This is a genomic window from Hydrogenobaculum sp. 3684 (genome assembly GCF_000213785.1).
Classification (GTDB): domain Bacteria; phylum Aquificota; class Aquificia; order Aquificales; family Aquificaceae; genus Hydrogenobaculum.
This window is the reverse complement of record NC_015557.1, coordinates 724,388-746,313: the sequence shown is the minus strand read 5'-3', so window position 1 is coordinate 746,313 and position 21,926 is coordinate 724,388. Positions and strand designations below refer to the sequence as shown.

Sequence of the window (21,926 nt, the reverse complement as noted above, 5' to 3'; positions counted from 1 at the left end):
TTATAATATTTTCTATGAAGATAAAAGATTTCTTAAAAGAAAACAAGCTAAGTATTGGTGATAATGTTAGGTTTTTATTGGAAAAGCTAGGAAAGGAATCTTTGGAAAATACCATAGAATCAAAGCTTGGCGAAGCTGCTAAAATGTCCAAATCAAAAGCAAACACCATAGACCCAGCTATAGCTATAGAAAAATACGGTGCTGATACTATAAGGCTATACATACTTTTTGCGGCACCTCCAGAGCAAGATTTTGAGTGGATAGAGACTTCAATAGAAGGTGTTCATAGGTTTTTGAAAAGGGTTTTCAACTTTGTTACTTCAAACATCTCTATTTTAAAAGCCGAGTACGATACTAAAGAAAAAAACAAGGATTTATACTATGAAATAAATAAATGTATTCAAAGATACAGAAAAGATTTGGAGAAATACCAATTTAACACTATGATAGCATCAGCTATGGAGTTGTTTAACTATTTACAGGATTTTAAACCAAGTACCGATGAAGATAAGTACACTTTAAAAGAAGGCGTTTTAACGCTTTTAAAAATGTTATATCCAATGGCTCCTCATATAACAAGCGAGCTATTTGAGATGATAGGTTATGACGAAGAGATAAAACTACCAGCACTTGACGAATCTGCTCTTGTAAAAGAAAAGATAGATATCCCAGTGCAAATAAACGGTAAATTAAGAAGTACTATAACTATACCAGCTGGAGCTGATGAAAGTTTAGCTTTACAAACGGCTTTGCAAGATGATAAAATTAAAAAATATTTAGATGGTAAAGAGATAAGAAAGGTTATTTTTGTAAGAGATAAACTCCTTAATATAGTAATATGAATATTGGACAAAGATTGAAATACATCAGAGAGTCAAAGGGTATTTCAAGAAGGGAATTGGCAAAGATGATGGGAAAAGATGAAGTGTCTTTTGAACAGTATCTATACAAATTAGAATCCGGAAAAATCTTAAATCCTGGTATAGAGCTTGTAGAATCAATATCAAAAGCCCTTGGTATAAGTCCAAAAGATTTGTTGGAAAAGCAAGAGGAACACGGCGATATTGAGACTGTTTTTGCAATACCCATTGTAGATGTAAAAGCAGGAGCCGGCAATCCTCTTTATGCAGAAGAGTATATATACGTAAACGATATAATACCATCTAGATATCTAAGTGCTATAAAAATAAAAGGCGATTCTATGGAACCGATTATAAAAGACGGAGAATATGTCATAATAGACACATCTTCTAAAGACATAATAAACGGTAAAATATATGTTATATCAGATAAAGATGGTGGGCTTTTGGTAAGAAGGATATATAAATTAAACGACGGGTTTTTTAGGCTTTTACCAGAAAACGAAGCTTACAAAAGTCAAGACGTAAAAGCAAGTGATATAAGAATAATAGGTAAAGCCATAAAAGCTGTTAGCCCTTCCAGAAAATTAACCTAAGAATATCTATACACCATCTTACCTTTATATATGGTATAAAACACCTTTGAAGTAAGTACACTATTTAAAAAAGGAGAATTTGAAGACTTAGAGGGGTTTATACTTTCATCAAAAAGCCATTCGTGACTTGGGTGCCATAAAACTAGATTTGCTAAAGCTCCTTCTTTTATCGTGTTATCAAAACCAAGTATCTTAGCAGGGTTTTTAGACATAAGTGTTATCAAGCTTTTAATATCTATAACACCATCTTTTACAAGACTCATCATAATTGGTAGGGCTACTTGAAAGCCCAGCATACCAGCGGCACCTTTAATAGGGTGTAATTTTTCGTTTTTAGCGTGAGGTGCATGATCTGTGGCTATACAATCTATTATTCCTTCTTGTAGGGCTTTTATAAGAGCTTCTTGGGTTTTGTAATCTCTAATAGGTGGATTTACCTTTAAAATGGTTTTTTTCTTAAAAGCCGCAAAACTGTTTAAAGCAAGATGGTTTGGATTTACTTCACAGGTTATATTTGCACCTTTTTCTTTGAAAAATTTAACTATATCAACGCTTAAAGAAGAAGAAAGATGTTGGATGTGCAATTTACCACCTGTTTCATAAGAAAGTATACAGTCTCTTGCCACCATCACATCTTCTGCATAAGAGGGTCTAAAGGGTAGTCCGTAAACGCTTGAGAAAGCTCCCTCGTCAAAAGCGCCATTTCCAGCAAAAGCATCATCTTCACAATGGTTTGCCACAAAAGAATTTAATAAGCTAACCATTTCAAGAGCTTTTAGCATGAGTTTTTGGTCTTGCACCGGCGATCCATCATCGGTAAAACATACAGCTCCAGCTTTTTTAAGTCTATAGAAATCTGTAAGTTCTTTACCAGATCTATTTTTAGTTACGCAGGCGCTTACTTTTACATCGCATATTCCTATTTTTTGGGCTTTTAAGAGTATGTAAGATATAATACTTTCGTTGTCTATGGGAGGATTTGTATTTGGCATACAAACAATCGTGGTAAATCCACCAAACGTAGCTGCTTTCATGCCACTTTCTAAATCTTCTTTGTAAGTAAAGCCTGGATCCCTTAAATGGGCGTGTATATCCACAAAGCCAGAGCAAGCTATTAGTCCTTTGGCATCTATGATGTCACAATCTTTTTCATCAATGTGTCCTGATATTTTGTCTATCTTATCATCTTTTATAAGAATATCAACTTCTTTGTCAAAGTTTAAATTTGGTTCTATAAGTCTTGTGCTTTTTATAAGAAGATATCTACTCATTTATTACATTATATCAAAATTTGGCTTATAATAATTTATATACCAAAAGGAGGTAAAGTGTATGCAATTTTTTATAGACACGGCAAATATAGACGAGATAAAACAAGCAATAGATTGGGGAATATTGGACGGAGTTACTACAAATCCTACATTAGCAGCTAAAACTGGAAGACCATTCATGGATGTAGTAAAAGATATACTTAGTATAGTGGATGGTCCAGTGAGTTTGGAGACGGTATCGTTGGATACAGAAGGTATGGTGAAAGAGGGCAGGTTCTTAGCGGAGCTTGGCGACAACGTGGTGGTAAAGATACCTATGACAAAAGAGGGAATGAAAGCTGTAAACATACTTGAAGAAGAGGGAATACCAACGAATGTAACCCTAATATTTAGCCCTATGCAAGCTCTTATTGCTGCAAAAGCAGGAGCCAGCTATGTATCACCGTTTATAGGAAGATTAGACGATATATCTACAGACGGGTTGAATATTGTTAGAGATATAAGAATAATATTTGACAACTACGGCTATGAAACCGAGATAATAGCTGCAAGTATAAGGCATCCAATACATGTACTTGAAGCTGCAAAGGCTGGGGCTGATATAGCCACTATTCCCTTTAACGTATTAGAAGCTTTATTCAAACATCCTCTTACCGATATAGGCATAGAGAAGTTTTTAAAAGATTGGGAAAAGGTCCCAAATAAGCCGTTTTAACATTTATTTTATAAAAAAATTATTTGGCAAGGAGGGTATGGGAACAGGAGGTTGTTTTATGTTTTTAGCGGAAAAAACATCGTTGAAAGTAAAACTATTTGGACTTGGTTTGATAACCTTAATCTTGGGTATATTATATATCTATAGCAGCTATGAGACAAATTTAAGCTATATGGAACAAATGTCCAATGAAAAAAGCTATATCAATATCAAAACCACTTTTTAAACTATATATGGACTTAGAATCTGCAAGAATATACAGTAGATCTTTGGCTGGAGGAAATACAGCTGTCAGACCAGCCCTTGAAAAAGCAGTAGAAAATGTAAATAAAGATTTGGAAGAAGCGGCAAACATTAACAAAAAATATGGGAAAGACCTAAATACTACAAAAGATTTTGAGCTTATGGAAAAAACTAGGCAAGAGATAAACGTTATTGTAGAAAATATCCTGTATATAACCGAACAAACAAACTTACTAGCTTTAAACGCGGCAATAGAAGCCGCTCGTGCTGGTGAAACTGGTAGAGGATTTGCCGTAGTGGCTGATGAAGTCAAAAAACTTGCAGAAAAAACTGGCAATTTTGCTAAAAACATATCCGATATGATAACCAATATTACAAAAGGGACAGAAAATACAACCTCTGCAATAAGAGATATCTACTTATATTATAAAGAGATTGAAAATAAATCAAAAGTGGCACAAGAAGCCTCAGAAATGGTAACCACTGCTGCAGAAGAACAAAATGCCACAGTAGCCTATCTAGCACAAAATATGATTAGCATAAGGGAGTTTTCTGATAAATTATCAACAGCAACGGAAGAACTTTCTGCTACGTTTAATCAGCTAGCTAAAGTGGCAGAAGAGTTAAAACAGGAGATGAGTAAGTTTAAGTTTTGAAAATGCAGGATCTTATATCTATAAGGATGAGAGCCTCCTTTAAAAATGCTCATATTTCTGGAGCAGAAAGGATATGTAAGAAAGAAAAAGTTTCGCAAATTATAAATGAGTTTCTCAAAAGGCCGAAGTTTTATGATTTTATAAGCATAAAAACAGAAGAGGTAAAAGATGTTGAATTTATAAAGACGCCTTCTATAAGAAGTTTTGATTTTAAAAGCGTTGAAGAGGCAAGGACTTTTGCTAGAGCGCTTCTTGAAAACGCAGGTATAAAAAAGGATATAGCAAGTGTTGTGATAGAGCTTATTTCTAAAGGAGCGGCTTTCGGTAAAAATATGAGAGGTGCCATGATCATAGATATTGATACTGGTATTAGGCTTGAAGAAAACAAAGAAAAGGGCATAAGGACCATAAAAGTAGATTGGGAAGATAGAGATTTGGCAAAACAAAAACTGTTATCTTCTGGCTATAAAATAACAGACAGAGCTTTAGACGCTCTTGCCCTTGTATCGAAGAATATAAGATGCGGTATTTTAGCAGAAGTGTGTTGGAGTGACGATACTGATTATACCACTGGCTACGTGGTTGTAAACAAAACTTATCACCGCATAAATCCAATGAAACATTTTGGAGATCCTTTTGGTGGAAGGGCTTATTTTATAAAAGCTGAAAACCTAAAAGATGTAATAAATTGTTTAAGAAATAAGGCATTTTTGGTAAGGCTTTGATTTAGATTTTAGGTTAAAATAATAGTATGGGGCTTTTGTATTATATATTGGTGGTGCTTTTTATTATAATAGCTTTATTCTTGATAGTACTTGTGCTTTTACAGAAATCAAAAGGTGATATAGGTGCGGCTTTTGGAGGGGCTACTGCAAGATCTATATTTGGTGTGGGTGGTGTTGATACGATACTAACAAAGGGTACTTATTGGTTTACGGCTATTTTTATGGTGCTTGCGATAGCTATAGCAATATTAACAGATGTAAGAAACAACTCTTCTATCATGCAAAATGAACATATCAGCGCTAATCAAACAAAGCACTCTAAGCCTTAGAGATACCCTTCTTGTTCTTGAACACGTAAGCGGTTTAGATAAAAATTATATATTCTTAAATCAGGATAAGATAGAGCTAAATCAAGATGTTTTGGAGGCTTTTAAAAGCATATTATCAAAAATCCAAAACGGCATGCCCCTTCAATACGCCATTGGAAAATGGTGGTTTTTTGGAGAAGAGTTTATAATAGAACCACCTGTATTGATACCAAGACCAGAAACGGAAATTGTTGTAGAAGAGGCTATGAAGTTTGCAAGGCAGTTCAAAGTGGGTTTTGAGCCTTTTGTAGGAAGTGGTATGATAAGCATTGTACTTTTAAAGCATAGTCCCCATCTTAAGATGGTAGCAACAGATATAAACAAAAAAGCCTGTGAGTTAACGTTAAAAAATGCAAAACTTCACAAAGTAGAAGATAGGTTGTTGGTGGTCTGTTCTGATGTAGCAAAAGCTATAAAAATAGAAAAAGTTGATTTTTTAGTGGCAAATCCACCTTATATACCAACAAATGTTCTAAATACTCTTGAAAAAAGCGTATTGGAGTATGAAGATATAAAAGCTTTAGATGGTAAAGAAGAAGGTCTTTTTTTCTACAAGGAGCTTAAATCTTTAGGTATAAAGCCTATGATACTGGAAATAGGGCACGATCAAGAGCAGGCCATAAAAGATTTATTCGGGAATGTAGATATAATTTACGACTATTCAAATAATCCAAGGGTTGCCATAATAAGATGATTAGCATAGTATTTTAGCAAACTTTTATTAATATATCTTTATTCGGCTTTTAAGGAGGTTAGAATGATTGAGCTTTTAGAGGATAAAGAAGTATCTTTTCTTTTAGAAAAAGCCTTAAACAAAGAAAGATTGACAGAAGAAGAGGCTGTTTTTTTATATAAAAATGCTCCGTTAAGCGCTTTAGGGTATGTAGCAAACGAATTAAACAAAGAAAAAAATCAAGACAGAGCTTTTTTTATAGTAAACAGATATTTAAACCCTACAAACATATGTGTATACAAATGTAAGTTTTGTAGTTTCGGTGTTTCAAAATCAGACGAGAGGGCTTTTGAACTTAGCATAGACGAGGTGTTAAGAAAAATAGAAAACTCTTACAAAAACGGCATAACAGAGGTACACATAGTTGGCGGATTGCCACCGCATTGGGAAAGAGAAGATTACGTGAATATGATAAAAGCTGTAAAAGAACATTTTCCAGATATAGTTATAAAAGCTTATACAGCTGTTGAAATAGATCATATAGCAAAAATATCAAAATCTACTTACGAAGATGTGCTTCTTGAATTAAAAGAAGCTGGCTTGTCTTTGTTGCCAGGAGGTGGTGCCGAGATATTTGCCGATAGGGTAAGAAACATAATAGCACCAAACAAAGCTAACGCAGAAGAATACCTTGAAATCCATGAAACTGCCCATAGACTCGGTATTCCCTCAAACGTTACTATGCTTTACGGGCATATAGAAACCATAGAAGAAAGAGTAGATCATATGAAAAGAATAAGAGATTTGCAAGACAAAACTGGAGGTTTTCAAGTGTTTATACCTTTAGCTTATCATCCAAAAGGCACAGCGCTTGGTGGTGATAGGACATCATCTGTGGATGATCTTAAAACTATAGCGATGTCAAGGATTTTTCTAGATAACTTTGATAATATAAAAGCATATTGGATAACCTTAGGAGAAAAGTTAGCTCAGATAGCTCTAAATTTTGGCGCAAACGACATAGATGGAACTTTAGAAGAAGAACTTGTAGTCCATGCGGCTGGTTCTACAGAAACTTACGGTAAAACAATAGACAAGCTTGTAAGCATTATAAAAGGAGCTTCCAAGATTCCTGTGCAAAGAGACTCTTTTTATAATATAATAAAAGTTTATAATTAATATGTGTGGTATAGTAGGATATGTAGGAAACTCTGAAGCTTTACCTATTTTGCTAAGTTCATTAGAAAGACTTGAATACAGAGGTTATGATTCCGCTGGTATAGCCCTTATAGAAGACAACGATATATTTGTTCAAAAAGAGGTTGGTAAAATAAGGGAGTTGGTAAAAGCTCTATGGGGCAGAACTTCTAAATCAAATTGTGGTATAGGTCATACCAGATGGGCAACCCACGGTGTTCCTTCAATAGAGAACGCACATCCACACACTGATCCTACAAACTCTTTCGCTATAGTACACAATGGCATAATAGAAAACTATAAAGAGCTAAAAGAAGAGCTTATAAGAGAGGGTTATACATTTAAATCCCAAACTGATACAGAGGTTATAGTTCATTTAATAGCAAAATATTATAAAGGTGATTTGCTTGAAGCCACCAAAAGAGCCGTTGAACTTTTAAGAGGGGCTTTTGCTTTTGCGGTTATTACAAAGTATGAACCAGAGCGGATAATAGGTGTTAAACAAGGTAGTCCTCTTGTGATAGGTATTGGAGAAAATGAAAACTTTTTAGCTTCTGATATTCCAGCAATTCTTCCTTATACAAAGCAAATAATTGTTTTAGAAGATAAAGAGATAGCAGATATCTCAAAAACAGGCGTAAGCATTTACGATTTTAACGGTATAATTAAAACTAAACATCCTATATTTGTTCCCTGGGATATAGTATCAGCGGAAAAGTCTGGATACAAACACTTCATGTTAAAAGAAATATACGAACAACCAAGGGTAATATCAGATACCGTAAGGGGATTTTTATCTGAAGAGATAAATTTTCCATTCGATATAAACAGCATAAATAGAATTGTTATGAGCGCTTGCGGTAGCTCTTACAATGCATCTTTGATAGGTAAGTATCTGATAGAAAAGTATGCTAGAATACCAGTGGAAGTGGGCTATGCTTCAGAACAAAGATATGAAGATATTCCAATTGATGAGAATACACTTTTTATAGCTGTATCGCAGTCTGGAGAAACTGCTGATACAAGGTTTGCGGCTCAATACGCCAAAGAAAACGGTGCAAAAGTTTTATCGATAGTAAACGTAGTGGGTAGTTCTTTAGACAGAGAGAGCGATTATAGTATCTATACGCATGCAGGTCCAGAGATAGGTGTAGCCGCTACAAAAACATTCAGCGCTCAAATAGCTGTGTTATACGGTTTATCTGTTTTTATGGGCTATGCTAAAGGTCTATTAACTTACGAAGAGTATGCAAATAAGATCGATATGTTGGCTCATGTGCCGTCAAAGATGGAAGATTTTCTTCAAAGTGTCGATTTAAACGACAGCGTTTATAGGGAACTATCGAATGCTAAAAATGCAATATATTTAGGAAGAGGACTTTCTTTCCCAATAGCCTTAGAAGGGGCTCTGAAGTTAAAAGAGATATCTTATATACATGCAGAAGGATACGCCGCCGGTGAGATGAAGCACGGTCCTATAGCTTTAATTGATGAAAATATGCCAGTTATATTCGTAGCGCCAAAGGATAAGCTGTACGAAAAAGCGGTTTCCAATATAGAAGAGGTTTTAGCTAGAAAAGCAAAGCTTATAGTGATAGGGAACGCTTCGGATGAGCATTTAAGAAATATATCAAAGCATTTCATAGGTATACCAGATATAGAAGAGCAAGACCTGTATCCTCTTTTGACTGTGCTTCCTCTTCAGCTTATAGCATACGAAGTGGCAAACAGGCTAGGGCTTGATGTAGACCAACCAAGAAATCTAGCGAAGACTGTAACTGTAGAATAACCTATGGTATAATTTAAATCTATGAAGAAATCAGATATTATTAAACAAATAGATAAGTATACGAATTATAGCCAAAAGGATATAAAGCTTGTGATAGAGTACTTTTTAGATGCTATAATGGAAGGCCTTATACAAGATGAACGTATAGAATTAAGAAGATTAGGTATTTTTTTATTGAAGAAAAAACCTTCTAAAATGGTTATAAATCCAAGAACTGGCGTTCAAACACTGGTATCAGAACGCTACTTACCATATTTTAAAATGGGTAAATACATCAAGAAAGAATTAAACAAACATCAGGCAAATGCCAAAAAAGTTTAAAACAGAAGTTCTTATAATAGGTGGAGGACTTGCTGGTTCAAGCGCTGCTCACCAGCTTGCCAAAAAAGGTGTTGATGTAATCATTGTAGACTCAAGGAAAACTATAGGTGTGCCAGTCCAATGTGCTGAGTTTATTCCAAAACAGCTTATGCAAAAAAAGTTTGAAGACTACTTTAGAAATTCAGTAGTTCAAGAGATAGAAAATATGCTTACTATAGAACCGGACAACAGAAGAGTGTATTCAGACTCAAAAGGTGTTATGGTGGATAGAAAGGTTTTTGATGCAAATATTTTTCAAGAAGCGATAAAAAGCGGAGCAAGAGCTTTTTTAAAAACAATATTTATAGGCTTTTATGATAAAAATACCGCTATATTAAAAGCCAAAGACGATGTATATTATGTGGAGTTTGATTATCTTATAGGGGCTGATGGACCTCGCTCAATGGTGATGGAAAAGGTGTTTTCAAAAAAGCATGAGTTAGCGGTGTGTGCTCAAAGAAGATGCAGGCTAAAAGAACCGTTAAAAGACATAGTTATAGTGTTTAGAGAGTATATTAGAGGTGGTTATGGGTGGATATTTCCAAAAAATAACTATGCAAATGTAGGTATTGGTATAGATACAGCTTTTAAAGATGATCCAAAATATGTGTTGGAGCTTTTTATAAAAGATGCGGTATCTATGGGTTTTATAGAAAACGATTGCAATGAAAGTTCAGGTGGGTTTTTGCCTTTGGATGGTATAGATACTTTGGTAAGTTCTAATGTGGCTTTGTGTGGAGACGCTGGAGGATTTTGTCATCCTATAACAGGTGGTGGCATACCTCAGGCGGTTGTCTCAGGCAATATGCTTGCACAATACATATTGGAAAACGATTTGGAATCCTTTGAAGAAGAGTCAAAAGAAATATACGGTATTACCAATGAAAAAGCGTATAAAAAAAGAAAAAAATATATGAAAGAATGGAATAATATAAAATATATATTACCGTATATCTGGGTAGCTTATGAAGATTACTGGAAAAATATTTAAAGGAGAGTTTTTATGAATGGAAATCCAATGGGACCGATTTTAGCGCAGTTGGTATTTATAGGTATAATATTTGTAATATTTTACTTTCTTATTATTAAACCACAGCAGACTCAAAGAAAAAAACATCAAGAGTTTTTATCAAATCTGAAAAAAGGTGATAAAGTTATCACATCATCTGGTATATGGGGTGTTATATCTGATATAACTGATGACACCATAACGTTAAAGGTGGATACCAACACAAAGATAAAGTTTACAAAAGAAACAATAATAGCATATCAACCTTCAAAAGAAGAATCAAAAGAGAAAGAAGATGAAAAATAGGGAAGAGCTTCTTAAAAACCTAACGCCAAAAGAGATAGTAAATTATTTAGACCAGTATATAATAGGCCAGCAAGAAGCTAAAAAACAAGTGGCAATAGCTTTAAGAAATCGCTGGCGTAGGCAAAAACTCCCACCTCATATAAGAGATGAGGTATCTCCTAAGAATATTTTGATGATAGGGCCCACCGGTGTAGGTAAAACGGAGATAGCAAGGAGGTTGGCAAATCTCATAAAGGCACCTTTCTTAAAAGTAGAAGCTACAAAATATACGGAAGTAGGCTATGTAGGAAGAGACGTAGAATCTATGATAAGGGAGCTTGTGAATATCTCTTATCAGCTTGTGAAAAAAGAAAGGACCGACGGAGTTAAAGACATTGCAAGGGAAGAAGCTATAAGAAAAGTGGCTCAAAAGATATCTTCTTTGAAGAATGTAAGTATTTCTGAAGCTATATACGGTATAAAATCCGGTAAATACGACGATGAGTTGATAGAGATAGACATTCAAGAAAAACAAAGCATGCCAACTATAGAGGTAATGGGGCTTCAGGGTTTAGAAGATTTGGACAAACAAATTAGAAATCTACTCGGTGGTATTGGCGGTAGAAGAAAGAAGAAGCTAAAGGTAAAAGATGCTCTAAACATATTGGAGCAAGAAGCGGCAGAGGAGTTTATAGACAAGGAAGATTTAGAGTCTGAGGCTGTTTTTTTGGCTGAAAACTTTGGCATTGTGTTTATAGATGAGATAGACAAAATAGCTGTAAAGCATGAAGGTGTTGGACATAGTGTATCAAGAGAAGGTGTGCAAAGAGATTTACTTCCTATAGTAGAAGGAACCACTGTTAATACCAAATATGGTCCTGTAAAAACCGATCATATACTTTTCATAGCGGCTGGGGCTTTTCATATGGCAAAACCATCAGATTTGGTACCAGAGTTACAAGGTAGGTTTCCTATAAGGGTAGAGCTAAAAGCCCTTAGTATGGAAGATTTTGAGCGAATACTTAGAGAACCTCAAAATGCACTTACAAAGCAATACAAAGAGCTTCTTAAAACCGAGAACGTAGATATAGATTTTACAGATGAAGCGATAAAAGAAATAGCAAGGATAGCGGAGTATATAAATTCTAAAGATGAAAATATAGGTGCTAGAAGGTTGTACACTATAATGGAAAAACTTGTAGAAGACATATCTTTTAACGCTCCTGACATGGAAGGTCAGCATATTATAATAGACGATAAATTTGTGCTTTCAAAGTTAGAAGATATTGCCAAAGATCCTGAGATATCAAAATATATATTATGAATCTAACACAAGATATTCTTGATTTACAAGAAGATCCTATTTTTTTAATAGACAAGAAAAACTTTGTAATATTTGCAAATACTTCGGCCATAAAAAGCGGATTTGTCTTACCAGAATACAACAACAAATCTTATTATGAGGTCTTAAGACCTTTTAATTTGATATCCAGTATGGGGCTTTTAGAAGAAAACAAAACTATTAAAATAAGCTATAAAGAAAAGACGTATGTTTTGTACAAAAAATCTTTGAAAGACACCAATGTATTTTTTATGAGGGATATAACAAATTATGAGTTATATCAAAAAGCAAAGCGAGAGTTTATAGCGAATGCATCCCACGAGTTAAAAACACCCCTTAGTATTATAAAGAGTGTATTAGATATAGCTATAGAAAAAGAAAGCGATGAAGCTATGTTAAAGTTTTTAAAAAAAGCCAAAAATGCAACAGAATCCATGGAGGAGTTGATAAACGACATGCTTACACTCTCTTTTGTAGAATCCATGGAAGACAATATAAAGCTTGAAGATTATGTAGATATTAAAAGCTTAATACAGGAAAACCTAGAGATGTTTCAACCGTATATAAAAAACAAATCCATAACGATATACACAGATATAGAACCTGTTTCAATCAGAACCAATAAAAAGCTTTTAAACATAATACTAAAAAATCTTATAGATAACGCTATCAAATACAACAAAGAAAATGGATATATAAAGATAATTGTAAAAAAACAAGATAAGCTAACACTTACAATTGAAGATTCTGGTATTGGAATAGCCAAAGAGCATTTGCCTTTTATCTTTGAAAGATTTTACAGCGTGTCAAAAGATAGATCTTATAAAAGTACAGGTCTTGGCCTTGCTATAGTAAAACATGCATCAAAGCTTTTAAAAATAAATATAAACGTATCTTCTACTCCAAGCGTCGGAACTACCTTTAATCTTACATTTTTAGAGTCCTAAGGCTTGTTTTAGGGCTTTTAGTGTTATCTGTAGCTCTGCTGGTTTGCTTTTGGTGTTGTACTCTCCTACAGCTTGTATATCGTATACTGTAAAACCTTTTGGAAGCTTGTCTACAAATACATTTGAATGAATTGGTTTTTTGGTTAAAAGCTTACCGTTTTTATAAACAAGATAACCGATAGTATAGCCACTGTCTTCGTTTGGCTCCCAATATATATAAATTTTGTCTTTGTAAACCATGAAGTTGACATTTTGTGGTGTTTTTGGTGTAGGGGGTTTTTGTTGCCTAAAGCATATTTCTTCTGGAAGCGATTCTATGCCATTTTCAAGTCCTGTAATAGCATAGCAAAAAGCGGAAAAATCTGGTGGTAGCACGGCCTTTTTGCCTACCACAACACTTTCTTGAAACGGGTTAAAGGGTTTGCCGGGAATATGTTTATAAAGTCTAAAGCGTTTAAAACCGCTTAACTCAAGATGTATTCTAAACTTTCTGTATGCTTTTAATACGATAGGTCTTTTCTCTATAGCTGGTGGTACACAGTACAAAGAGGATGATTCGGCACCTTTTATTTCAAAGCAAGCTGAAGATTTGTCTTTTTTGAAAAAAATACCGTTTTCGTAAGAAAAGCCTTTGACTTTTAACTTCTCATTTCCAACAGGTTTTATGTAAATGTAGTTTCCAATACGTTTTACCAAAACTTGAGGTGGCGCTGGTGGTTTCGGTGGGGCTTTTATACCACAGGCACTAAGAGAAAAAGCCACCACAATTCCTAACATGACATCTCTACGGATAATTCACCTCCAGCTAAAAAGCTAATGCATATGCCTTGAGTTATAACATCGAAATCTTTTTCGGATTGAGACACCGTCTTTATAGGGTATACTTTTAGTTTTTGGTTTTTAGAAAAATCTATGTTAATTTTACCTATTTCAAAAGCTTCAAAAGATATATGATTAGAATCAATATCGTAGGGGTCTAAGCTTATACTATGAATGCCTAAGTTTATATCTACGTTTATTTCGTCTTTTAAGTTATATTCTAATGTAAATTTTCCTTCTTCAATCCTTATAATCTTTTTGTTGTTTTCTTTTTGAAATGTTATAGCGTTTTCTTTTACATCTACAAGGTCCCAGTCTATGCTGTCATAGCTAAAAAATCTTGGTTTATCATCGTAAGTTATCAGGTCTTTGTATTTTGATATATCTTTTTTTAATTCATGGATGGTTTTACCTTCGTTTTGATCTTTATTTTCGCTTATAAAATGATAAAATTCTTTATACCTTGATAGACATACGTTTAGGTTGCCTACCTCTTTTTTGGAAAGCTCCTTGATAATGCCTTTTTCAGATACCACCACTATAAAATCCTTATCTTTTAATTTTACCTCAAGCTCCCCATCAAAATCTATGTCCTCTTTAACAATTTCATGAGAACCGTTTTCAAAATCAGCTTTTATTATGTTGTTCCAAATCTCTCTTCTTAAGTGAGGAAAATATATGCCGCCAAATATTCCATGCCAATAAGCGTCGTTGCACTGGGCTTTTAATATGTAATCTTTTTTAGAGGATTTTCTTTTTTTAGAAGATTTTTTTGAAACCTCAAGCATTCTTTTGTGCATGTAGTTTGATTCTTGATATTTTGTGAAAAAGTTTTTCCAAATACCACCTTTTATAAACGTTTCAAACCTTTTACACTGCTCTTTGGCCTCTTGGTAAGCTATAGCATCTTTGTAATTTAGCGCCCAATGTCCCATTTCTTCATAAGAAACAGATGCTGGATAAACCAATTTTTTATGAGCGTCCTTTAGGGCTTCAGATATAGTTTTGGTCTCTATGTTTTCTTGTTTTAAAAGCTCATAAAACCTTTCTAACCATCTTTCTTCGTATACTGTTTTATATGTGTATGGCCATATGCCAAATTTTTCACCATCGTCTATTATGATGGAGGTTTTTTGGCTTTTGATAAAATCTACTACATTTTTTGGTTCATCGAAGGGAATTTTATATCTAAGCCTTTTGTCTATGGGTACAAGGTTTACTTTTTTGCCTTCATCTTCTGTAAAATAAAAGCCTTCTTCAAAAGGATAACCAGCAGAAACTATGTGGTAATCATCTATTATGATATAATCCATAGAAAGCTCTATTATGGTTTGTAAAACCGAAGTATCCCATATACGTTCTGTTAACCATATACCTTTTGGGCTTTTGCCAAGTGTATTTTCGCAAAATTTGTTTAGCTTTTCTATCTGAAGAATTCTATCTTCTTTTGATATGGATGCAAGTATAGGTTCGTAATAACCACCGCCTATTATCTCCAGTTGATTTCTTTGGACCATATCTGCCAATTTGTTCATAAAATCTTTTTTATTTTTTAAAAACCATTCAAAAAGAATCCCACTAAAATGTGCTGAAAGCTTAAAATCTTCGTGCTCGTAAAAAAAATCTATAAAAGGTTTATAAGCCTTTTCATAGGCTTCCTCAAATACGTAATCAAAGTTTCCTATAGGCTGATGGCAATGAATTCCGAATACAAGCATAATTACCTCCCCTCTTACATATGGCAAAATAAAATATTTAGCCCTATCATTACATATATTATATATTACAAGCCTTTAAAAAACAATAACACATAGAGAATAAAATTAATTTAATATTGAGATTGCTTAGATTGCTATATAATATTTGTATGACTAACAAAGAAGCTTTTGAATTGGCAAAGAAATACATGCCTGGAGGCGTATCGTCTCCGGTAAGGGCTTTTAAATCTGTAGGGGCTGAGCCTATAGTTGTAAATAGGGGTTTTGGAGCTTTTATAGAAGACATAGAAGGAAAAAGGTATGTAGATTATATGCTTTCATTTGGACCCCTCATACTTGGACATAGAAGCGAAATAGTGGTATCAAAGATAATGGAAGCCCTTGATAAGGGAAACTCTTTTGGTATCACAAACATGTATGAGATAGAACTATCAGAGCTTATAGTAAAAGCCTCAAAAGTTATAGATAAAGTGAGGTTTGTGTCCAGTGGTACAGAAGCTGTGATGTCTACTATTAGGCTTGCAAGGGGTATCACCAACAAGCCTTATATAATAAAGTTCGATGGATGTTATCATGGGTTTAGCGATAGTGTTTTGGTGGGAGCTGGTTCTGGTGTTGCTACCCTTGGAATACCTGGGACTCCCGGTATACCAAAAGAGTTTGCAGCCCTTACAATTGTGCTTGATTACAACGATGAAAACGCTTTAGAAGAGGCTTTTATAAAGTATAAAAATCAAATAGCGGCTGTATTGGTAGAGCCTGTAGCTGGTAATATGGGCGTTGTGCTTCCAAAAGAATCTTGGCTTAAAAAATTAAGAGATATCACAAAAGAAAACGATGCTCTTTTAATATTTGACGAGGTGATAACAGGGTTTAGATTGGCTTTAGGAGGAGCTGCTGAATACTTTGGTATAGAACCAGATATCGTATGCTATGGCAAAATAATAGGTGGTGGAATGCCAATAGGTGCATATGGGGCTAAAAACCACATCATGGAAAAAGTGGCTCCAGAAGGCCCAATCTATCAAGCCGGCACTCTTTCTGGAAATCCTATATCTGTAGCTTCTGGGCTTGCTATTTTAAAAACCTTGATTAAAGATATTGCCATATACGATAGACTATCAGAATTAAGAGCTTATCTTACTTATACACTTTCAAAAATGCTTTCAGAAAAAGGCATACCTCATAGAATAAATGAAATTGCTTCTATGTTTACTATATTTTTTACAGATAAAGATGTTATAGATTTTAAAAGCGCAAAAACCTCAGATACAGCGCTTTTTGGTAAGTTTTTTAGAAACGCTTTACAAGAAGGTGTCTTGATACCACCCTCTCAGTTTGAAGCATGGTTTTTATCAACCGCTCATACAAAAGACGTTGTAGATACAACGTTGGAAAAACTAAAAAAAGCCATAGATTTGCTATGAAAGATTTTATAATACCAGCTATAGACATAAAAGACGGAGCTGTAGTAAGGTTAAAAGAAGGAAAATTTGAAAATGTAAAAGTATATAGGCAAAATCCTATAGATCAGTTTAAGCTTTTTGTAGAGCTTGGATTTACACGTATTCATATAGTAGATTTAGACGGGGCTAAAGTTGGCATTCCTAAAAACCTAAAACTTTTAGAAGATATGCTAACACAAAAAAACGATGCCAAGGTGGAAATAGGTGGAGGTATTAGGAGCTTAGAAACTGCCAAAGCACTTTTTGATATAGGTGCTGATTATATCATAGTAGGTACGATGGCCGTTAAAAATAAAGAAGAGTTTATAAGGCTTTTAGAATTATACAAAAACAAGATAATCTTAAGCGTAGACGCTAAAAACGGCAAAGTAGCTATAGGAGGGTGGGAAGAGGAAAGTAGTATAAGTCCTTGCGATATGGCAAGAATATACGATAATTACCCTATAGAATCCTATCTTTATACCAATATAAATATAGATGGCACACTAACTGGAGTAGACATAAACCCTTATAAGGATTTTAAAAAATGTACAACAAAGCCTATAATAGCTTCTGGTGGTGTAGCTTCTTTAGAAGATGTAATAAAGTTAAAAACTGTAGTAAACGGGGTAGTGGTAGGAAAGGCTATATACGAAAACAAGATAGATATTTATAATTTATAAAAGCGGTAAACGGGATTCGAACCCGCAACCTGCTGCTTGGGAAGCAGCCGCTCTACCATTGAGCTATTACCGCTTTATAAAAAATTGTTTTTATGGTAATAAGTTACCTATAGAATGAGCCATTTGTTTTTTTAGAACTGGTTCAGCAGAAGCAAATTCTAAGTTAGTAGCCTCAGCCCCAGAAACTAACCTGTCTCTGTATATTTGCCATCCTTTAATAGCAGCATTATGTGTTGATATAATTGTATTTGTACCTTGGCTGGCTAGAGTAGATGTTGTTGTGTATGTTCCTGGAGCTCTCTCTTCCAATTGTATATCTACAACCATCATATATGAATCTTTTTGAATCATATGTCCTACTAATCCACCCACTAAGGAACCAAATAATCCACCTACTAAGGAGCCTTCACCACCGGAGTTCACAGCATTTCCCACCACGGCTCCTCCAAAACCTCCAGCTAAGGCTCCAGCTACGGTGTGATCTTTTGTTTCTTTACCTATATATAATACGTTTGCCATCAATATAAAATGAGCTTTTTGTGGATCGTCTGTTATGGTATAACCTTCTTTTTTTAAAACGCTTATTAAATCTTTAGTAAAATTTATGTGCCTAGCTGTTGAAGTATTTCTTACAAGCACATAGATAACTTTTTCACTTGGTGGTACTGGCTGTAAGAAAATACTAGAACTCATTCTGGTAAACACCTTAACATTACCCGCAGAAAGCCCACTTGCGCTAGTTTTGCTTGCTGCTTTAGTCTGAAATAGACCAGAACCAAAGGAAGCACAAGTATACAAGGCAAAAACCGAGCCAATTACTAATTTTGTTATGCTGAATTTTCTTTTAAACATACATCTCCTCCTAAAATTTTCTGGCTTCTATTATAAATAAGCTTTGATATTTTGTCAAGAATTATCTCTCGTAAAGATAATACTTCCCGTCAAACTCTATGCCTTTTGTTAAAAGCTTAAAAGAGGGCATTTTATCTGGAGGATTTTTTGATATTACAAAGTAGTGTTTTGGTGTGTATTTTGGTAAAGAGTCTATGCAGGTGTTTAGATAGTATACCATTGCTGATAGATGAGCGTTGTCGTAATAAACTGGTAGTTTTTGGGCTTTTAGTATAGATACAGCTTTTGGGACAAAGCGTTCTTGTTCATAGCGATAAGCAAGTATAAAAAGTATAAAAAGCAAGATGCTTGATAAAAACACGTTAAACTTTATTAGCTTTTTTGGTGCATAAATAGATATAAATATTGAAATAGGGACGTATATACTTATTATGTAATGATGGAGTTTGTTTTTGGATAAAGTAAAAAATAAGAGTACCACCAAAGACCACAATAGCATATCTGTGGCAGTTTTTGATTTATCTTTTATATATTTTTTAAAAAAGCTATAAAACCAAGGGACCCATAGGATTAGGGCTATAAGAAGCACAACTACATAATAATAAAACGGGTAAAGGTGTATATTTTTTTGCCCTGTATAGACATCTATATTGTTTCTTATGAAAAATTTGTATATATAGTAAAATCCATATCTATAAACCATATAAAAATACCAACTCCAGCCCACCAAGATATAAAGTAGTATGCTTTTTAGATCTAAGAGCTTTTTAAAATACTTAATATCTCTTTTTAGAGTAATAATAACCATAAGTACTACAGTGGTACCCACTGGTCCTTTTGTGAGTGTGGCAAGACCCATAAAAAGATAACCTAAGCTTATTTTATCTTTTAGAAAATAGTATATGGCTATTATTTCAAAAGCTGTAAGAAGCATCTCTGGCACGTATGCCCTTGATTCTATCCAAAGATGGGTGATGGTAAAAAGCACCAAAGATGCGTAAAAAGGATTTTCAAGCTTATATATATCCTTTGCTATTTTATATGTAAAAATACCTACTATAAAAGCGCTAATACCAGAAACAGCTCTTGCAAGCCAAGCATGAACTCCAAAGATTAAAAACAACAAATCACTAACCCAGTATAGCATAGGTGGTTTTTCAAATCTAAAATGACAGTTAAACATAGGCGTTAGAAAGTGCCCAGTCTGAAGCATATAAACGGCGGCGTATAGGTTTCTTCCTTCATCTGGAGAGGTGATTGAAAGTATGTTGTTGCCAAGAAAGAAAAAATAAAAAGAAAGCAGCGTATAAGTAAATAATTCTTTTTTAGACATTAGCTTATTGGGTATGTTCCATCATCCAATCATCGAGTCTTTTTGCAAATTCAAAATCTTTTTCAGAAATACCGCTTGAGCTATGCGTAGTTAAAAATATTGTGATGCTTTTGCTGGCTGTATGAAAAAGAATATCTGGGTGATGGTCAAGCTCTTTTATAAGATTTGTAATGAATATGAGAAATTCTGTAATATTATCCCAGTTTTCTAAAAAGTATGTCTTTGTTATGCTTTTGCCGTTTTTTATCCATCCGTTTTCAAGCTTTTCCATAAAACATATTATACACCATTGCTTTGATATAGAGTATTTGGTATAATAGTATGATTGGTCAGTCATGAAATGGTTTTATGTAGGTATAGTGTCTTTAGGTGTGTTTATGGTGGTGCTTGGTACCACAAGCGTCAACGTAGCAATGCCAAGGATGATAGCGCCTCTTCATACAGATTTGTTTGGTATAGAGTGGGTTTCTATAAGCTATTTAATATCTACAGCTATAACTATGTTGACTTTCAATACAATATCAGGAATGCACGGTTTTAAAAAAGTATACATATCAGGGCTTATATTTTATACGCTTGGTAGCGTGTTGGCGGGTCAGTCTCATTCTTTGTTTGAAATGATACTTTTTAGAAGCGCTCAAGGTATAGGAGAAGGGCTTATTATACCGTCTGGTCAAGCTATGATACAAATGAGCTTTTCCAAAGAAGAAAGAGGGAGGGCTATGGGTATATACGCTCTTGGTATGTCTTTTGCACCTGGGCTTGGACCAACAATAGGGGGTTATTTGGTAGAATATATATCCTGGCGCGCTATTTTTTATATAAATGTTCCAATATCCATTTTGCTTTTAGCTTTGGGTGTATCGTTTTTACCTTCTTATCATGTTAAAAGCCAAAAAACTATGTTTAATATATGGAGTTTTTTAGCGCTTTCTTGTTTTAGTGTATCATCAATTGTGCTTTTGTCAAAAGGTGAAAAATGGGGATGGTTTTCAAACATAAAATCTATATATTTTCTAACAATCTCTGTATTATCTTTTTTGATTTTCTTGCTTTTAGAAACAATATTTGAGAATAAGCTTGTGGGTATTGAAATTTTCAAAAATTTGGAATTTACGTTGGCAGTAAGCGTGTTTGTTTTAGTGCAAGGGCTTACATTTTTTCAAACAGTATATACAATACCCATATATTTTGAAAGAATTAGAGACCTCAGCACTTTTCAAACGGGACTTCATATATTCCCTTACGCTATAGGAATAGGGGTTTTCTCTCTCATAGGTGGCAAGCTGGCGGATAAAATAAATCCAGCTATACTGATATTTTCTTCAGAGGCAATTTTGATGATAACGTTGTTTTTCTTCTTATCTAACATAGACTATTATACTCCAAAACATGACATTACTTTATATATGCTTCTTGTTGGTATTGGTATGGGGCTTTTCTTTGCACCTATTTTAAAAATAGCTTTTAACTCTGTAAAACCAGAGCTTATGGGATTATCTACAGCCATTTACGGGTATATGAGGCTCATAGGGGCTTCACTTGGTACTTCTATAGCTACCAACATCATAACCTCTTATAGTGCAAAAAACTTTGATTACATAAATGATTCAAGGACTTTTAACAGTGTTGGTTTTAGGCTTTTTGAAGAAAAATTTGATTCAAAAATATTGGCAAAAGCTATTTTATATAAATTTCAAATGCTAATATCAGAAGCCTACGGCGTTACAGAGGTATTTAGATTTTCCTTTTATGCTGTTTCGTTTTCTGTAATTATCACTATCATTTTATTTTTCTATATAGAAAGTAGGAAAAGCAAAAATATCTAATATATATCATTGTCAAATAGATAAATTTGTGATAGCATAAATAGACTATGGTGTGCTTTCGAAATCATAAAGGAAATCTTTAGGATCTCTTGTTATAAACCTCCCAGTAAGATCTAAATTTTTTACTTTTTTAACAATACATTAAAAATTCGCTGTTAAACTAATTTTGTTTAGGGTTAAAAAAATTACTTTGTTTTAGAGCTCTATAGGA

General features: G+C 34.0%; 23 protein-coding genes and 1 tRNA gene. 17 read left to right on the top strand and 7 right to left on the bottom strand.

What is annotated here, in order from left to right; translation table 11 throughout:
• The first annotated feature begins 14 nt into the window (after window positions 1-14).
• Window positions 15-842 carry a class I tRNA ligase family protein gene (locus tag HYD3684_RS04060; protein WP_015419415.1) on the top strand — a complete coding sequence of 276 codons (828 nt, stop codon included), beginning with the start codon at window positions 15-17 and terminating at the stop codon, window positions 840-842.
• The gene (locus HYD3684_RS04055; protein ID WP_012513860.1) at window positions 839-1,456 is read left to right on the top strand and encodes a LexA family transcriptional regulator; all 618 of its coding nucleotides are present in this window, start codon (window positions 839-841) and stop codon (window positions 1,454-1,456) included. The genes HYD3684_RS04060 and HYD3684_RS04055 overlap by 4 nt, the downstream gene beginning before the upstream one ends.
• On the opposite strand, the gene HYD3684_RS04050 is transcribed toward HYD3684_RS04055, so the two are convergent.
• Window positions 1,453-2,727 (bottom strand): dihydroorotase, encoded by a 1,275-nt coding sequence (locus HYD3684_RS04050; RefSeq protein ID WP_015419414.1) that lies wholly within the window; start codon window positions 2,725-2,727, stop codon window positions 1,453-1,455. The two genes, HYD3684_RS04055 and HYD3684_RS04050, sit on opposite strands and share 4 nt — an antisense overlap.
• A 61-nt stretch (window positions 2,728-2,788) precedes the next feature.
• Here HYD3684_RS04050 and fsa point away from each other — a divergent pair, with 61 nt between their 5' ends.
• The 12 genes from fsa (at window position 2,789) to HYD3684_RS03990 (ending at window position 13,036) form a co-directional block, all read left to right on the top strand.
• Window positions 2,789-3,442, top strand: coding sequence for a fructose-6-phosphate aldolase (gene fsa / locus HYD3684_RS04045; RefSeq protein WP_015419413.1), 654 nt, complete (start codon window positions 2,789-2,791; stop codon window positions 3,440-3,442).
• Window positions 3,443-3,630: 188 nt separating this feature from the next.
• Window positions 3,631-4,341: a methyl-accepting chemotaxis protein gene (locus HYD3684_RS04040; protein WP_015471352.1), complete on the top strand. Its 711-nt coding sequence runs from the start codon at window positions 3,631-3,633 to the stop codon at window positions 4,339-4,341.
• A gap of 2 nt (window positions 4,342-4,343) precedes the next feature.
• Window positions 4,344-5,066 carry a 6-carboxyhexanoate--CoA ligase gene (locus tag HYD3684_RS04035; protein ID WP_015419412.1) on the top strand — a complete coding sequence of 241 codons (723 nt, stop codon included), beginning with the start codon at window positions 4,344-4,346 and terminating at the stop codon, window positions 5,064-5,066.
• Window positions 5,067-5,092: 26 nt separating this feature from the next.
• Window positions 5,093-5,395 (top strand): preprotein translocase subunit SecG, encoded by a 303-nt coding sequence (secG, locus tag HYD3684_RS04030; protein ID WP_015419411.1) that lies wholly within the window; start codon window positions 5,093-5,095, stop codon window positions 5,393-5,395.
• Window positions 5,352-6,128 (top strand): HemK/PrmC family methyltransferase, encoded by a 777-nt coding sequence (locus HYD3684_RS04025; RefSeq protein ID WP_015419410.1) that lies wholly within the window; start codon window positions 5,352-5,354, stop codon window positions 6,126-6,128. Before secG ends, HYD3684_RS04025 begins: the two co-directional genes overlap by 44 nt.
• Window positions 6,129-6,191: 63 nt before the next feature.
• Window positions 6,192-7,286, top strand: coding sequence for an aminofutalosine synthase MqnE (mqnE, locus tag HYD3684_RS04020; protein ID WP_015419409.1), 1,095 nt, complete (start codon window positions 6,192-6,194; stop codon window positions 7,284-7,286).
• A gap of 1 nt (window position 7,287) precedes the next feature.
• Window positions 7,288-9,093: a glutamine--fructose-6-phosphate transaminase (isomerizing) gene (glmS, locus tag HYD3684_RS04015; protein ID WP_015419408.1), complete on the top strand. Its 1,806-nt coding sequence runs from the start codon at window positions 7,288-7,290 to the stop codon at window positions 9,091-9,093.
• 21 nt (window positions 9,094-9,114) lie between these two features.
• Window positions 9,115-9,414: an HU family DNA-binding protein gene (locus HYD3684_RS04010; protein WP_012513851.1), complete on the top strand. Its 300-nt coding sequence runs from the start codon at window positions 9,115-9,117 to the stop codon at window positions 9,412-9,414.
• A complete protein-coding gene (locus HYD3684_RS04005; RefSeq protein WP_015419407.1) occupies window positions 9,398-10,444 on the top strand; it encodes an NAD(P)/FAD-dependent oxidoreductase in 1,047 nt (348 codons plus the stop codon). The genes HYD3684_RS04010 and HYD3684_RS04005 overlap by 17 nt, the downstream gene beginning before the upstream one ends.
• 12 nt (window positions 10,445-10,456) lie before the next feature.
• Window positions 10,457-10,768 carry a preprotein translocase subunit YajC gene (yajC, locus tag HYD3684_RS04000; RefSeq protein WP_015419406.1) on the top strand — a complete coding sequence of 104 codons (312 nt, stop codon included), beginning with the start codon at window positions 10,457-10,459 and terminating at the stop codon, window positions 10,766-10,768.
• The gene (gene hslU, locus HYD3684_RS03995; protein ID WP_015419405.1) at window positions 10,758-12,071 is read left to right on the top strand and encodes an ATP-dependent protease ATPase subunit HslU; all 1,314 of its coding nucleotides are present in this window, start codon (window positions 10,758-10,760) and stop codon (window positions 12,069-12,071) included. The genes yajC and hslU overlap by 11 nt, the downstream gene beginning before the upstream one ends.
• A complete protein-coding gene (locus HYD3684_RS03990) occupies window positions 12,068-13,036 on the top strand; it encodes a HAMP domain-containing sensor histidine kinase (RefSeq protein ID WP_015419404.1) in 969 nt (322 codons plus the stop codon). Before hslU ends, HYD3684_RS03990 begins: the two co-directional genes overlap by 4 nt.
• Here HYD3684_RS03990 and HYD3684_RS03985 read toward each other — a convergent pair.
• Together HYD3684_RS03985 and HYD3684_RS03980 are read right to left on the bottom strand one after the other, a co-directional pair.
• Window positions 13,025-13,813 carry a hypothetical protein gene (locus HYD3684_RS03985; protein ID WP_015419403.1) on the bottom strand — a complete coding sequence of 263 codons (789 nt, stop codon included), beginning with the start codon at window positions 13,811-13,813 and terminating at the stop codon, window positions 13,025-13,027. The two genes, HYD3684_RS03990 and HYD3684_RS03985, sit on opposite strands and share 12 nt — an antisense overlap.
• Window positions 13,807-15,573: an alpha-amylase/4-alpha-glucanotransferase domain-containing protein gene (locus HYD3684_RS03980; protein ID WP_015419402.1), complete on the bottom strand. Its 1,767-nt coding sequence runs from the start codon at window positions 15,571-15,573 to the stop codon at window positions 13,807-13,809. The genes HYD3684_RS03985 and HYD3684_RS03980 overlap by 7 nt, the downstream gene beginning before the upstream one ends.
• A gap of 149 nt (window positions 15,574-15,722) precedes the next feature.
• Between HYD3684_RS03980 and hemL the strand changes: the two genes are divergently transcribed.
• Together hemL and hisA are read left to right on the top strand one after the other, a co-directional pair.
• The gene (gene hemL / locus HYD3684_RS03975; RefSeq protein WP_015419401.1) at window positions 15,723-17,000 is read left to right on the top strand and encodes a glutamate-1-semialdehyde 2,1-aminomutase; all 1,278 of its coding nucleotides are present in this window, start codon (window positions 15,723-15,725) and stop codon (window positions 16,998-17,000) included.
• On the top strand, window positions 16,997-17,701 hold the full coding sequence (gene hisA / locus HYD3684_RS03970; RefSeq protein ID WP_015419400.1) for a 1-(5-phosphoribosyl)-5-[(5-phosphoribosylamino)methylideneamino]imidazole-4-carboxamide isomerase: 705 nt from the start codon (window positions 16,997-16,999) through the stop codon (window positions 17,699-17,701). The genes hemL and hisA overlap by 4 nt, the downstream gene beginning before the upstream one ends.
• A 1-nt stretch (window position 17,702) precedes the next feature.
• Here the strand turns inward: hisA and HYD3684_RS03965 are convergent.
• From HYD3684_RS03965 to HYD3684_RS03950, 4 genes are all read right to left on the bottom strand, one after another.
• Window positions 17,703-17,774: transfer RNA gene (locus tag HYD3684_RS03965), tRNA-Gly, on the bottom strand.
• A 17-nt stretch (window positions 17,775-17,791) separates the two neighbouring features.
• The gene (locus tag HYD3684_RS03960) at window positions 17,792-18,553 is read right to left on the bottom strand and encodes a complement resistance protein TraT (RefSeq protein ID WP_015419399.1); all 762 of its coding nucleotides are present in this window, start codon (window positions 18,551-18,553) and stop codon (window positions 17,792-17,794) included.
• Between the two features lie 61 nt (window positions 18,554-18,614).
• On the bottom strand, window positions 18,615-19,886 hold the full coding sequence (locus HYD3684_RS03955) for a glycosyltransferase family 39 protein (protein WP_015419398.1): 1,272 nt from the start codon (window positions 19,884-19,886) through the stop codon (window positions 18,615-18,617).
• A 4-nt stretch (window positions 19,887-19,890) separates the two neighbouring features.
• Window positions 19,891-20,157 carry a 4a-hydroxytetrahydrobiopterin dehydratase gene (locus HYD3684_RS03950; RefSeq protein WP_015419397.1) on the bottom strand — a complete coding sequence of 89 codons (267 nt, stop codon included), beginning with the start codon at window positions 20,155-20,157 and terminating at the stop codon, window positions 19,891-19,893.
• 64 nt (window positions 20,158-20,221) lie between these two features.
• Between HYD3684_RS03950 and HYD3684_RS03945 the strand changes: the two genes are divergently transcribed.
• Window positions 20,222-21,715 (top strand): DHA2 family efflux MFS transporter permease subunit, encoded by a 1,494-nt coding sequence (locus HYD3684_RS03945; RefSeq protein WP_015419396.1) that lies wholly within the window; start codon window positions 20,222-20,224, stop codon window positions 21,713-21,715.
• Window positions 21,716-21,926: the final 211 nt, after the last annotated feature.